This window comes from Acinetobacter sp. YH16053 (assembly GCF_013417035.1).
GTDB lineage: Bacteria > Pseudomonadota > Gammaproteobacteria > Pseudomonadales > Moraxellaceae > Acinetobacter > Acinetobacter towneri.
Genome location: NZ_VPEP01000020.1, coordinates 12,293 through 28,130 on the forward strand (window position 1 = coordinate 12,293; position 15,838 = coordinate 28,130).

Consider the following 15,838-nt stretch of genomic DNA (forward strand, 5'->3'; position numbering starts at 1 on the left):
CAGACTTATCTGATGAAGGTCGCTTAATCCCTCTAACTGCATATGTTGAAAGCCTATTATTAGAACTAAAGAAAAATTCTGATTCTAAATTCATATTTAGCAGTAAGGGCGCTGCATGTGGTCATATTGTCAATCCTTACGATAGCTTAGAGAAAATATGTAAAAAACTAAATATTGAACTTACACCCCATGGATTGAGAAGGTCATATAAAACATTATCTATATGGGCAAAAATCAATGAAGGATCTTTAGCACAGATATCAGGTCATAAACCAAGTGCATTAGTTGAAAGGCACTACATCGTACGACCTATGGATATGCTACAAGAAACACTACAAGAATATGAGGATTGGATTTTGCAACAAGTGCGAAATGGCATTAATTGAAATGCCTCGACACGGACTAATGCCAGTCAGTTAAGAAATTGACTGGTATTCTCTTGGGTATTTCTGCGGTTTTCCCTTCACACCCCTAGGGCAACTTCTCACTCTTCTCTGAGGTAAAATGTAGTTCTTGGCTTTTCCAGTAAACTTTCAAAATGCTTGGGTAAATTACCTGCTGAATCCAATGAAGTGAGTCTTAAAATATTCAGAATACTAATGGATGCAATATGAAAGCTGATTCTCAGAGGACTAACTTTTGCCCGTTGAGACATATATTTCATTTGATACTTTGGATGAAGTACAAGATTATGCAACAAATTGGCTGCGGCATTACAATCATGAAAGACCACACCAGGCCAACAAAGGAAGGCCTCCTCTAATGGCTGCTTAACCTCTACTTTTAACTTCGGTTATTTATGGGAGGATTACCGTACGGTATCTTGGTCGCTTGCACTAGATGCCACAATAGCATCTAGAATCATTTGTAAAATAAATTCTATAAATGCTGCATAATCAGCACGGTCTGTGCTTGCCTGAAGTGCATCATAGTACGCTTTCTGATTTTGGTAAATTAAACTTTCAACAGGAATATTTAGAAAAATAGGATTGCGATAACGCAAAAATAAAGTTTTCGATCCTCTCCTATTAGTGTCAACCAAGAGAGGACCGGATAAACACAAGCCAATCGATGCAATTAACTTGTAGACATAAAAATTAATTAGCTTTCAGAATCAAATCTAAGCTAGTAAAGATAATTGTTCTTTAAATAAATTAAGATCCTGTAAACTTTTTCCCTTTTGCTTAATATCTAGCATCATATTATCTAGATTTTGCTGAATTTCATTAATAATACGATTTACCAAGAGTTGTTGAAGACCATCAAAATAATTATGAATATCCTGCTGGATTCCCTCAGCGAGCTGCATGATATGTTCAGAAAGTTGCTGAACGGCATTTTTATGCGCTTTTTTGAGTGAATGAATCTGCTCATTAGTTACATGGCCTAGACCAAAATTTGACACTAAACGATCAGTAATTTTATCTAGATCAATGTCTAATTCAGGTGGTGTAAATTGAGAAAGACATTCACTAACTTGAACTTTAAAAAAATCTAGATCGAAATCGGGATCACTGGTATCAAATAAGTTGATTGCTGCTAACGTTACATTTTTACGTATTGTCGATATATCAACAATTTCTGTTAATTGCATTTGTAATGCAGCAACTGAGTTTTGTGCAAATAGTTCCAATTGTTCAATACTATCTTGAACACGAGCATAAGGGGTAACAATGATTTTTTCACGATGGCCATATCCACCTAAGCCAAACTCTCTAGCAATTTCAGCCCAAAATCCTTCTTTTTGAAATTTTTCAAATTCAACTTTTCTCTCTTCTAACGTCTCAATATTTAAGAATTGGTATTGCTCCGCCTTTAATTGTTGAATGAGTACATTGAGTTTAGTTTTTATATTTAAGGATTCGTCATGAATCACCAAATCAATTTTAGACTTACCACGTTGAAGATGATATTCAGTCGCTTGTTTCTGTTTCAATAAACTTTCGATACTATTTTTTTCTAACAATCCTATCTTTTGTTCAATTTGCTTACCTAATTCTAAACGAATTACTTCTACCCTGTGAATAAGCGCATTTTCTAAATTTTCTAATTTAACCTGTAACAATTCATGTTTTCTTAGCTTTTGTTGTTCAAGTAATACATGAAGCTTTTGAAAATTAGAAAATTCTCTCAATTGCTTCGCTTCAAATGTAAACTGCGTATCATGACATAGTGCATCATACTGTTCCTGTAACTCAGGATTCAGTTCTGGTAACCCTTCTGCAATACGCCATGATAATGCTGATATTAACTCTGGCTTAGTTTGATTGATGACATTCAGTAAAGCTTTTGATGCAGGATCTAAATCTGGATTATTCAAATGTTGAGAAATTTGTGTTTCTGCCATTTGCTGAACTTTTAAGTCGAGCAACTGCATCATTGCAGCAATCGTTGCTTGTGAACGCACCTCGATGGGATATTTTTGTGCCATTAACTGTGCTTTGACTAAAATCTCCCGATCCATACGAAAGACTAAGTCACGTTGTGAGCCAATCAAATAAACTGCCTTATTATCAATACCTGCTGACGTTAATTGTTCTCGTAGCAATTTTAAATCTGCAACTGTCAGAAACTGATTAATAATGGACAATAAAAATACCACATCACATTGACCTAAGAATTCCCGAGTTTGTTGCCCACGAGAAATCACTGGATCATTGAATCCTGGTGTATCGTAGACCTCAATTCCTTGCAAACGCTTATCATCAATGTAGATAGAGAACATTTTAGTGATAGCCGTATATTCCCCTTGGCTACCTACATAACGTTTAAGTTGCAGAGCTAAATCTTCTAAACTTTCAGCATGAATACGTTTTTTTGTACCTAAATAGTCATGCAGATTTAAATTTTTTGCCATTTGTACTAATTCATGGCTTGAACGAAGTTCAGGGCTTATCTTACTTTCGATAAGTAATGATGAAGCTGTTTCTGAAGGCTTAGTCAATGAATTTAGTTTACGCATTTGTCCAAATAAGCCCTTTGGAGCTTGTTCTTTCTGTTCAGTATTTAGCTCTTGTTCAATTTTTTTATATTGTGTTTGATATGCTTGCGCTGATTGCTCTATCCCTTTCCAATCCTCAACACTATAAAATTCAATTTCTGCATAAGGTTGTTCAGCATAACCTAATCGGGTTAGGGCTGCTGTCATAGGTGTAGCTGCTTTAGGCAGTACATCAATAGGAAATAGTAAAGCGTTTAAAAATGAAGATTTTCCAGCCTTCATTTGTCCAACGACAGCTATTTTTAAATTACGCCCTTCTTGCTGAGCTGCTTCGACATTTATTTGATAATTTTTCTTTAAAAGTCTTAACTCAGATAAATAACGCTCTACATCATTAGAAAATAAAAGATTTTGATGCTTTTCAAGAATAGTTTTTAAATGGTTAATTGAGGATTCAATATTTGGTACGTGCACGATATTATTCAATTTTAATACCCCCCTTTTCTAATATAATCCTTTAAGGATTGGCGTACTAATGCTTTATTTTCGTCCGTCAATTCCATATCTGTAGTTAGGTAAGTACATGTATACCCTAAGAAATCATCCATTCCCTGATCGATTGTGAGCATATACCCAGAAACACCATCTTTACCTATTTTATAGGTATACAATGCTGCACCGTTATTCGAAGGTCTATGCCATTCAAGACTATTTCCAAAATGTTGATCAATATTAGATTTTAATTCTTCAAAAGTACCGTGAAGCGTCATCTCTTGTGTTAGCGGAACAATTTCACCACCATGAGATACTGATATAGCTAAACTTCCAGCATAAGTCCCGAAGAATTTTTCGATATTTTCAGGTGTATATACCTCTTTAGAATAATCACCACTTTCATCTGAATCATCAATAACACTTGGAGTAAAATATTTACTCAATTTTGTTCTGTATTCATCCCAAATGAAATTTGCTTTCTCGCCATGTCGTAAACCTGAGCATTTCAGAAAATCTAAATCATCTTGCTGATTTTCATTACTCACCAATAAGTTTTCATCACTGAGTATCTCAAACTTATAATCTACATAACGATAAGTAAGTTTACGATGATGCGGAATTACTTCATTATTTTCATCAAGTGCTGTACCTTCTTGCTCGATAATAAAATCAAAAATTCCTTGATGTTCTGATGATTCATCAAAATGATATTTCGATGTATATTTACTACCAACATATCCTTCCCCCTCTTCAAGCTTCATTGATTCGTGTGCGATATTACGAATACTACTTGTATCTTCATCAATCATAATCAGAAAAGGATCCTCTGCTGTAAGTCCAGACCCCACCCGTCGACTTGTTAGTAACAATCCTTGTCTATTTGAACCAAATAAAATGACATTTCCAGATATTTGCTTAATCATCGAATTATCTGTGCCATGTGCAACAGCTAAAATCGTATTGGCTTCACTTCGGGCCACCAATTTATAGCCATCACCTTGTTTTTTAAATACAAAGAAATCTATAGGTGCTTGGCAAGCATTGCATGTATTGTTTCCTTGATCGAAATCACTGACCACTGGCACTAAATATCGCGTTTCATTATCCAAAGCTTGGTATTCATAGACACCTTGTACACGAATGTCCTTATCAGAATTTGTATAGAAATTAGCAATTAACTCTGCATGATTATTAATATCCAAAAGATCAATAGATGTATCTTCTACGATATAAACCTCTTTATCTTGTATTTCTTCACTCACCCATAAACTCACAATACCATTTTTAATTTTTTGTAAAATTTCTGGATGTTTATAAGCTGTATATCCAGTACCTGAAATAACAGTAAGATAGATGGATAGAATCAACCAATTAATTCTTAATCCCTTAGTTTTACTTAGATAAAAATCAGAAGGTTTTGGTCTTAAAATCCTTAATAAATAGAATAAATTCCCAGGAAAAGACGTGATTTTTTGAGCAGGTATAATGTTGTGACGTGCTACACCTTTTAATAACCAATAAGGCTTTTTATTACTTTGAGATGGAATAGCGGCAAAGTTATAGCTTGCATACGTTAAACCATCACGATGCGCTTTTTCAAAGTAAAAACTTGCTTCTTTTAGATTTTGCTTTACTGCATATCCAAAACTATATATCAGACCTAAAACATAACTTGCTTCACCACCATGGGTTTCAGCGATTGGATGTAAACGGGAAACTGCTTTTTCATCACCCTTAACTGCAAATTCATAACAATATTGGGCGATTAAACTTCGGTCTTCCTCAGCTTCCACAAGATTATGTTGATAAAAATCAATAAAATACCAACGTGCTTGATCATTGCCTGTTTCAGCATAGGATTTAATCCATTGATATGCCATTTTATTTTTAAAATTTACAGCTTCCAAACTAATGGCTTGAGCTGGATCATCCACTGTAGCTGTTTTTTCTAGATATTGAATATATGCCGATTGCAAGTCTTGGCGATTACTTTCACGAGACAAATCACGTAATGCTAAAACTGCTTGCGGCAATTCCTGTCTTGCTTTTGCAGTCAACCAATCTAGGGCATCAGATCTTTTCAGCTTAATTGCTTCTAAATAATACTGAATTGCATGTTCTAAATCTTGGAATTGGTTTTCATAAAGCTGTGCGACACAGACCAAACCTTCGGCATATTTGTTTTCTACTGCCATCTGGGTCAAAGCTTCCAAGGCTGGAAGATACCCTTCTTCAACTAATACTTTATATTTGCTTAATGCTAAATCAATATTTTTCGTATAACACAAACCTATCGCGTGTAATTTAGCAAGCTGAAAACTGATCTGTGGACAAGAGGATTCGTGCTTTTCTAACCATTGACGTACAGATTTTTCTGTTACGTGTTTACTCATAATCTCTATGGCTTCATCTATTTCACCATGTGCAAAAAGAATACGTGCATAAGCAAATTGTATTTCTATCTGATGATATTGGAGTGCAAAATGACTTATAAATGACTTAAATATCTGTGTTGGCCCACTTAAAGACTGTTGGTAATACCAATCAATTGATTGTTGATGGAGAAACTTTTTAACTAAAATTTGATGGTACTGTTCCGCCTTTAATACGTCGTTCTCATACTCTTCATAATAGTTTGCAAGCTGTTGTATTGCATATTGATGACCTTTATCAACCCAACGATTCAAAGCAGTCAAGCTAGATTCATCGCCTGCAATTAAAATCTCAATATATTGATCAATTGCATAATCTATATCTTTTTCAACGCCGTCACCCCGCTCATACATACCCGCCAACTTATATTGAATATACAAGGAGTCATTTTTTTCAGTTTCTAGCCAATCCAAGGCATCTACCATGCCTAAGCATGCGGCCTCAACCATGGCGTTAACTGCATCATGCTGTTTACCCTGAACTAACTGAAGATGTGCATAATCAAAATATAAACTGCTTTGACTCTCTACAAGTTGATCAATATGACGCACATATAGTGATTGCTTTACACGTTTCTCATTTAACTTTTTTTCAAGCTCTTGAGATAAATCTGACGGTAATTTTTTTTGTAGCTTTTGTTGATGTTGAATGAACTGCTCTAGATTTTCAGACTTACTTGCTAATCCTTCGATCAAGTGCTCAATAAATGCAATGAGTTGCTCAAATCTACTTTCACTTTGGATAGGTGTATTAATTGTTTCCAACCATCCATGGATGTCATCTCCTAAAAGCATCTGGCCTTTTGAAGAATGAATCGGAGCAGCCCAAGCCATGATCCCTGCGATATGTATATTTTCACGCTTAAGACTGGTTTTAATTGATTCTAAAATTGATGGAAGCTCTTTGCTTGTGACCAGATCAGACTGAGTTACGACAATAAATATTGGTTTTTGTACGCCAATCTGTGCTAAAAACTGTAAATCATCCTCACGAATCGTGCCATTTTTAGCACTCACAAGCCAAACAAGATGATCTACTTGTCTCAATTGCTCTAATGCAATTTTCTCATCTGTTCTACCTTGATGTTGGCTGTCTGCTTTACTATAACCAGGCGTATCTAAAAATGTGAGATGCTGCCATTTAAAGTTCTCTAACCCTAAATATATATGCTCTAGTAATTGCGCTAACTGCAGGGGCTGATCTGTTGAAGTTGAATCAAACAAATGACTTAATTGCTGTATCTGTTCTGGTGATAACTCTAAATTTTGCTGAAAGAGATTTTTTGCTAAATATGAAGTTGCTTCACTATATCCCATATAGGTGGGTACAGCAGTACATGGCTCTAACGCTTCAGGCAAATAATCTATATTTAAAAATGTATTTAAAAATCTAGATTTACCAGCACTAAAGCCACCACCAAAACCAATAACTTTTTTCTGATCAAGATAAGGAGTAGAAACTGATTGGTGCATTTGCTCAATCAAAAACTTAAATTCATTTATTTTATCTTTGAAAGGCAAAGGCTCTACAAGGGCAATAGTTTGTAAAATGGCTTGATATATACTCTGTTGAACAATTTCATTTTTAGGCTTGGCATTAAAAATCGTAGTTAGTGTGTTAAGTATCACTTGTTGATTCATAATTAAAATTCCAGTTGGTGTTATTAAAGATCTTGAAGAAGTTTTTTGGCTTCTTCATGGCCTTGATTAGCTGCTAATAACAGCCATTTCTTGGCTTCTTTAAGATCTTTTCCAACCCCACGTCCAGTGTAGTAACACCATCCAACATTATATTGAGCTTCATCTAAACCCTGATTTGCTCCCTTCATAAACCAATTTAAAGCTTCAACTTCGTTCTGAGATATAACCCAACCAAAATAATAAAAATCACCCAACACATTTTGGGCATGTGCATGGTTTTGCTGTGCGGATTTTTCGAACCATTTAAAAGCTTGAGCTTTATCTTGAGGGACACCATCCCCATTAAAATAACAATGCCCTAAGAAATTTTGAGCATTTGAATTATTATTTTCTGCTGATTTTTGAAACCAATAAAAAGCCTTTTCTTTATTTTGAGTAATCCCCAAACCATACTGATAACTTTCAGCTAGTGAATATTGCCCATCAGCATTATTGTTCTCTGCTGACTTTTTAAACCACTGAAATGCTTCATAGATATTTTTATCGACACCCCATCCGTAACGGAAGCATTTCCCTAACCAATTTTGCCCATCTGAATCGTTTTTCTCTGCTGATTTTTTAAACCAATGATAGGCTTTGGTCTCATCTTCCTTGATACCGCGCCCATTGAGATAACACCAACCCACAGAATTTTGGGCAGCTGCATGTTTCTGCTCAGTGGCTTTCATATACCAACTAAACGCTTTACAAGAATCCTCATTCACTCCCCAACCATTCAGATAACAGTCACCCAATATTTTTTCTGCGTCAGCATACTTTTGCTCTGCTGATTTTTTAAGCCATTGATAAGCTTCCAAATCATTCCAATCAACCCCACGACTGTTGAGATAACACCAACCCACAGAGTATTGTGCAACAGCATGATTTTGCTCAGCTGCTTTTAAATAATATTTGAAAGCTTGGTCATCATTTTGAGTGACACCCCAGCCATTTAAGAAACAATCACCTAATGAGTTTTGACTATCACTATTATTAAATTCTGCTGCCTTTAAAAGCCATTCAATAGCCATTGAATCATTAATCGAGGTACCACGCCCATAGAGATAGCACCATCCCACTGCATACTGTGCAGATACAGAGCCTTGCTCTGCAGCTTCTTTTAAGTAGTTAAAACCTTGCCTTTCATTTTGATCAGTTCCCCATCCCCATAAGTAACAACGACCTAAATTAAACTTAGCATCACTATTCTTTTCAGATGCCTTTTTGAAACATTCGAATGCTTGTTCCTCATTCACATCTATGCCCTGACCTCTTAGGTAGAATTCTCCTAATTTGTTCAGTGCATATTCAGAATCATGTTTTGATGCAAGTTGATATTCTTTAAAGGCCAAAACAAAGTCTTGCATACAACCAAGCCCTTGTTCATAACACAGCCCCAATAAATTATGGAAATAGCTATTATCAGGAGAATGCTTCGTTGCAGACTGAATCCACGTAAAACGTTCCTCTAAACTCACATTCTTCAATTCTTCAAAATGATTAGCAAGGATTAAAATAATATCCTGAATGACTCCCATACCTTGATGATATAAAATTTGAAAATGCTGAAATGCTTCTGTGTAAAATCCACTTTCTAACATCATCTGGGCTTTCTGGTATTCAAATACTTGCATCTGCTCTGCATTAGTAAAGTCGACTTCTGGCAACACTTTCTCAAGTAAATGAGATACTTCATCTACATTCACTGCAAATTGTTCGATTAAAGTTTTACTGGTTTGAAAATTTGTACGTAGTTCTTTTAAAGCCTCTTGAGCTAATGTTTTTTCAGAATTTGAAAATGCTTCATCATTTAGACAGATCTGGCTATATAACTGAATTTCACTTTGTAATTGTTCAAGTTTTTTTTGCAATTTTGCTTTTAAGTGAATTAAAAGATATTTTAATTTTTCTGCACTATGATCAATTAAAAAATGATTCTGTGTCTTTAGCCAATCCCATAAATTGTTTCCATACAGTTTTTTAAGGTTATTCTGAAAAATACTTAAGCCGCCAAATTTAGATGCATGACTGTCTAGCACCTTCATCATTAAATCTTCTTGCTCTGTATTAAATTGTTCTCTCACCCAAAGTACAATATATGTATCGCTACACAAATTATCTTTAACAAGAGTCAAGAGATCAGATAAGTTATCCATCGACTGGTAAGGCAACACAATAATTTGAGCTTGTTTCGCTTCTCTATATTCCTTTCCATTACGCTGATGCTGGACTGTTAGACTCAAATAATTCCATGGCCATGCAGGTGATCCGATAAAGAGTTCTGAAATCAATCCATTACAATCATTATGAAAATCAGCCAATTTTAGTTCCAATAGATCTTGTTGACCAAGCTGAATTCTTTGTCCCCAATAATTCACTACCGAGAGATAATTGTCCTGATGACAGAAATAATGTTGTTTGAAATCAGCTGAAATATACCTACCTAGCTCACCAAGATCAATATTGATCTGTTTTAGAAAATCTTTAAAAGCTTTCTCGTCAAATGTTGTAGGTATGTTCAATAAAATCTGTGTTTTATTCGACAATTCAACTTGACGAATATTTTGTGTAATCTGAGTGATTAAACAATCAATCGATGCTGAACTTTCATCCCAAATTTCATAATCGATTTGGATTAATAAGGCTAAAATCGATTCATCTATATAACCTTTTAGCATATCAATAGCTTGTTCTTCATCTGATAATACTTGGGGTTGAGCCAATAACTTCTTCACCAAATTAATTTTTGGCTGTAATGTCGAATCGCTTTCTGTCTCAATTTCATTGGAGAAATCAAAACTAAAACTCGCAAAATCCTGCATGATAATTCCTTATTGCTCCAATAAATTTTGAGATAACATGTCTTTCGATTGGTTAAGTATGTTTTTCATATTTTGACAAGCTGCAGAAACACGTTGTTTTAATAAGTTACGCTGTTCTAAATCGGCAGATAATTGAACTTCAATTTTTTCAATATTGTCATTTTGATCAGCAAGATGCTGCTCAAGACCGAGATAAATTTGCTCAAAGCAATGTTGCGTTTGCTGTTTTAGCTGCTCTTGAATAGAGCTTAAAAGCTGAATAGAAATACTGTTTAAATGCTGATCAACCACTTGACGTGCTTTTTCTAATTGCTGTTTTTCAGCAAATAAAAATCCACCTATTAATCCTGGTAAAACCAAGAAAGGTATAGTTACACCTAAAGCTAATGCCGCAATTCCACCTGCAACTCCCCCAAGTACAGCTGCTTCCTTTGCTCGACTTTGTTCCAGATTTAAGCCAGAAATATCATTTTTTTTATTCAATTCAAATATTTGAGTTAAGTCTACTGCCGTGTTTAATTTCGTAGCAGATCTGTGTATCACGGGATGTAAAAACTGCTGTGTCGCAAGCTGAAAAGCATTTTGAATATCGGCCTGAATACTTGCCTGTAACTGCTGTGCCTGTTCAACAACGAGGTCGTAATAATATAAACGACGGCTATTGAGTACCTGCTCAATCGTACTCATTACATCTTGGCTAATACGAGTATCAACCAATCTTAATAACATATTCTTTTCTTTCTCATACTGTGATCTTAATTCTATTTTAGCATTCATAATCTTTTGTTTATTATATTCTAATTGTTCTCTAGATTGATCCAAATCAAGCTGTTGTTTTAAACTTTTATGAGCAGCACTAATAAGACTTTCAATTTGCTGTTTAAAACACTCTGAAAATATTTCTGATTTATTTTCCTCAATATGATTCAAGATTTCTGCAAAACCTTTTAAATCACCTTGATGCGCTGAACACCCTCTTACCAAAGAATAATCCCAATCAATCCCTGCTTGTTGTGCAACTGTTTGCCGTACTGACTCGCGTTCAGCTTGTGCAATCAGATCCTCTTGGCAAATGAGTAATGATAGCGGTTTACCAAACATATATTGGCGCGCTACAAATTGTTGTTCTGCTTCACCTAAATGCGTTTTGGATACACATAAAATAAAACTACTATGTGCTGTTCCTGAATAACGAATGAGGGCTTGTTCATGTGAACCGATATTAGATTCAAGTCCTGGGGTATCAACTAAGACTAGATCTGGGTGTTGTGCCAGGACAGCATTGTGTAAATACATTTCTACATGATGAATATCATCAACGTCAAAAATCTGCTGTGCTCTCAATGTTTGGTAATGTGCCAACTCATATTCAGTTGATACCGATTCACGCTCATTTCCACTCACTACAACAACTTTTTGATTTTCAGATTCAGCATAATGAAATTCTGTCGGATATGAAGTACACGCACCTAAGTCTGTGCTTTGAATATTTTGTCCCAACCATGTATTTAAGAGTGTAGATTTCCCAACACTAAATTTCCCAATCAGTGGGACAGAAAGTTTAAAGTTAGAAATTTGTGTTTGGAGCTGTTGAATTTGTGCTTTCAATGATTGCGATAGAATTTTTTCCTCAACCAAGCTTTCAATTTCTGCAAGGGCATCTAACCAACTCTGACGTTGTCGATCAAGTGTAGTAATTCGATACGGTGTAAATCCTGCTGATTTTAATTGCCATAGTAAAAACAACGTTAAATCCCAAATCGATATCTCTTTGATAGAATCGAGATGCTTTAGATATAGATCATTTACGTGACGATTGTTTTGATCATAATTAGGGTTATTTAAATGGTTAAAAATCATCAATGATGATTCGTGACTCTCTTCTACCTGCTTAATTTTTTTTAATTGATATAATAAATTCTGCTGTAAAGCAGGTTGATCCCTAATGGATTTTAAGAATATAAGTGGGTCTAAATTTTCCACACCTACTTTTTCTAAAAAAGCTTGCAAATAAAGTAAACCCTTGCCTTTCCACATTCCTTCTGTTTGATGAATAAAGTTATTGATTGCATTACACAGTCTAAGCTCTACAGACATTTCACTGTAACGAATACCGTGTACTGTCTGTACGTGGCTTAAATTCAACCAGTCTTGTAATAAGGAATGTTGTTCCAATTGAGAAATACGTTCTTCATGTCGATTAATTTCTTGCCTCAATTTCTGATAGCCAAGAGACATCGATGCATATATCTGTTGCAAGGCATCTTGATGTTCTTGTTGTAAATGAGTCAGATTCTGCTGAATTAACTTTAGTTGAGTTTGTACAATCGCAATAAATTCAATAGAAAGACGCTGCTCAGACTGCAGTCCTTGTAGCATACGCAAAGCCGCCATCTGTGCCGTAATTAGTGCACGAGTCTGTTCATTTGATTCATTTTGTAATTGTGCTGGATCAAGAATTGCTAATTTAATTTTTTTTAAAAAATGATGCGGCATTGTTTTTTTAGTGGCCTGAGGCGCTAACACGTTTAATGCATCAAGTACTGCATGTTCTATGACTTGTCTATTATTTTGATTTTCTATTAAAAAATGATCAACACTTTGCTGCACTTCAAATGGACTCTGCTGCTCACTCAGCAGCTTAATATTTTTCTCACTCAATTGAGAAATAACCATCTGATCTTCCACAGCAGGAACATCGCTATCACCAGATTGGTTATTTTCTCTAATGAGATCATTAAAATTATTGATCTGTTGTTGAGTAGTCTGATTATTTTCCATTATTTGGTGTCTCTGGTTGTGTGCATTCACTACCGCTTGATAACCTGTACAAGCTAATTGCCATTGCTGAGTCGAAATCTGTGCAGCTTCGTTGACTGTGCGCATCCAGCCATGTGCCATATGTTCAAATCCATGTTCAAACCATTGGCGTTGTTGCAAATTCTGAAATAGAAATTGCGATAATATCGGGGCAAGCAAACCGATTGGACCAGCTATTGCGACTGCAGCTGTAATAAGTAAACTTTGTAATCCACGATTTGCTGCTGCTTGCTGAATTGCAATCCAAAATGTTTTTTCATTAATGGAGCCATCTTGATAAGACGTATAAATCTCTTTCACATCCCAACAAAATGTGACTAAAAAGGCTGCTATACCTGCATGTATTTCAGTCACAAGGCTTAAGCCACCAGCAGAAAAAGCCTTTAAACTTCCTGTTTGTATATTGTGTAAGGTTTGATTTTCTTTTAAATGTGCCATTAAGGCTGGGCCAGCACTATCTAATGCCAGATCACCTTGACGTATTTGATTGAGTATTTTGAGTAGAATTGGACCTAGCTCAATAGCACTAACAAATGCCACTGCCATTGTCGAACTACCTGCAAAATTTCCCACATCATCCATAAAGGAATGGTGTTGTGCATAACTCGGGGATTCTCCCGACTGCAATGCCTGCTTACCAGCTTGTGCCTCTGCATAACTTAGAGGTAGTGATTCAATACCCTTCGCATCAACCATTCGGTCAGTAAAACTAATTTGTCTTAAGGCCTCGTATTGATCTATTTGACCTGATGCATATACTTGCTCTAAATGACGTTGATGTAGTATTGAAATTTCATGATACTGATCACTTGGTACAATAATCTGCTGACCGGCATATTTAGCAACGAGTTCACCTGACTCATTGGTAAATAATTCCGCTCCTGCTGCATAGCTTTGTTCGGCTGTTGCAAAATATTTTGGGTTAAATGCCATGCCTGAATCAGTTTTAATATCCACTGACCCAAATTCACGACTATTTACTAGCTGTGCTCGTTCATCTTGTGCCGCATTTGCTTGGTTTACGTTATAACTGGCTGCATGATGTGTTTCGGCAAAATATCCTGCTCCTCCAAATTGATTATTATTAATCTGTAATGAATTATCTGAAAAATCCTGCCAGGCGTTCTGTTCAGCCTCACCTATATTTTTAGCTTTTATTATTTCATCTGCTAAGAAGTAACTTATTGTTGGTGAATTATCTAACTTGGTCATTATTTAGAATACAGTTTAAGTTTTGTTGAATTATATATTTTTCAATCAAATCAAACAGCTAATTTTTAAAGATTTATCTAAAGGAGGTGGTGGAAGTTGAAATCAAAGGTAACTTCATCTTTATTTTGATAAAAATAAAGATGTTTAACCCATTTTTCACCCAAGTAAATTTCAGGAACTAAAGATTACTACTGTAATCTTTAGTTCATATATTGATTGAGAAAACCAACTCAATTCAAGTTGCTTTTTATGCCAGTCTACAATCCCATAAAGAAGAGAACTTAATAGCCTCTTCTGAGTTTGAAGCAATGTACTATGATAAGATTAACCTATTAGGTCAGGTGGCCTAACTTAAATAAAAAGTCTCCGACAATCCCGGTACGGTTCAGTCCTGAGATTGATAAAATGGCAACACACGATTATTGAGTAAATCAGCCGCTGTAATCGGTGTTTTTGTTGTATAGAGCTTGCAATGAACGACCTTGCTATAAGTGTCGATGAATGTTTGTTGGTAGATTCGTCCAACACCTTTGAGATTCCCGACATAAAAGGTGTCTTGCGCGCCTAAATAGCCTGGATGAGCTGTTTCGATTTCACCACAAGCAACGTCATCCTCATGCTTACGTTCAAGTGCCGCAATCTGCTGATCATTTAATTCAATACCATCCTGTGCCACTTTAGCCTCAAGTGCTTTTAAACGCTTCTTAAAGTTTTCTAAATCATGACGAAGCCATATAGAGCGAACCCCACTCCCTGAAACGAATACACCCTTCTTGCGTAATTCATTACTCGTACGGTGCTGACCATATGCGGGATATTGAATTGCGAAATCAATAACAGTGAACCGTACCGGGTTTGTCGGAGACTTTTTTATTTAAGTTAGGCCACCTGACCTAACGGGTTAATCTTATCATAGTACATTGCTTCAAACTCAAAAGGTGACTTGTAACCCAATGCACTGTGTACACGCTTTTTATTGAACCAATCTACCCAGTTTAGTGTCGCAAGTTGTACATCTGCTAAACCTTGCCAATCTGCTTTTAAATATTCAATCACCTCTGTTTTGTATAAGCCATTCACCGTTTCAGCCAAAGCATTATCGTATGAATCACCAGTCGTACCGACTGATGCTCGTAAATTTGCAGCTTCTAAACGATTGGTATAGCGAATAGAAAGATATTGAACACCTCTATCGGAATGATGAATCACATTCTTTGGCATGCCTCGATCGTGCAATGCTTGCTCAAGTGCATCGAGCACCATATCTGTATTCATCCGTGTCGATACTTTCCATCCAACAATTGCTCGTGAGAACACATCAATAATAAAGGCGGTATAGACCCAGCCTGAATGAGTTTGAATATACGTGAAGTCAGCGACCTGAGAAGCACTGCTTCGCAAGGGTCAGGATGATCTGCATTAAAATTGCGTTTTAC

4 protein-coding genes and 6 pseudogenes are annotated in these 15,838 nt (G+C 35.7%); 2 read left to right on the plus strand and 8 right to left on the minus strand.

All coding sequences use genetic code 11. The features are described 5' to 3' along the window. Window positions 1-11: 11 nt before the first annotated feature. Window positions 12-386: pseudogene (locus FTV43_RS16185) on the plus strand (integrase); the annotation flags it as partial. Between the two features lie 30 nt (window positions 387-416). Here the strand turns inward: FTV43_RS16185 and FTV43_RS16190 are convergent. Next, window positions 417-700, minus strand: a pseudogene (locus FTV43_RS16190) (hypothetical protein); the annotation flags it as partial. Between FTV43_RS16190 and FTV43_RS12005 the strand changes: the two are divergent. Further along, window positions 664-774, plus strand: a pseudogene (locus FTV43_RS12005) (integrase core domain-containing protein); the annotation flags it as partial. The pseudogenes FTV43_RS16190 and FTV43_RS12005 overlap by 37 nt on opposite strands. A gap of 43 nt (window positions 775-817) precedes the next feature. On the opposite strand, the pseudogene FTV43_RS12010 reads toward FTV43_RS12005, so the two are convergent. From FTV43_RS12010 to FTV43_RS12040, 7 genes and pseudogenes are all read right to left on the minus strand, one after another. Beyond that, a pseudogene (locus FTV43_RS12010) lies at window positions 818-991 on the minus strand (cell filamentation protein Fic); the annotation flags it as partial. Window positions 992-1,120: 129 nt separating this feature from the next. Beyond that, window positions 1,121-3,415, minus strand: coding sequence for a dynamin family protein (locus FTV43_RS12015; protein WP_179995545.1), 2,295 nt, complete (start codon window positions 3,413-3,415; stop codon window positions 1,121-1,123). 14 nt (window positions 3,416-3,429) lie between these two features. Then, window positions 3,430-7,509 (minus strand): dynamin family protein, encoded by a 4,080-nt coding sequence (locus tag FTV43_RS12020; protein WP_179995546.1) that lies wholly within the window; start codon window positions 7,507-7,509, stop codon window positions 3,430-3,432. 23 nt (window positions 7,510-7,532) lie between these two features. After that, window positions 7,533-10,370: an SEL1-like repeat protein gene (locus tag FTV43_RS12025; protein ID WP_179995547.1), complete on the minus strand. Its 2,838-nt coding sequence runs from the start codon at window positions 10,368-10,370 to the stop codon at window positions 7,533-7,535. A 9-nt stretch (window positions 10,371-10,379) separates the two neighbouring features. After that, window positions 10,380-14,402: a dynamin family protein gene (locus FTV43_RS12030; RefSeq protein WP_179995548.1), complete on the minus strand. Its 4,023-nt coding sequence runs from the start codon at window positions 14,400-14,402 to the stop codon at window positions 10,380-10,382. Window positions 14,403-14,793: 391 nt separating this feature from the next. Beyond that, window positions 14,794-15,240: pseudogene (locus FTV43_RS12035) on the minus strand (IS481 family transposase); the annotation flags it as partial. A 41-nt stretch (window positions 15,241-15,281) separates the two neighbouring features. Beyond that, window positions 15,282-15,838: pseudogene (locus FTV43_RS12040) on the minus strand (IS3 family transposase); the annotation flags it as partial.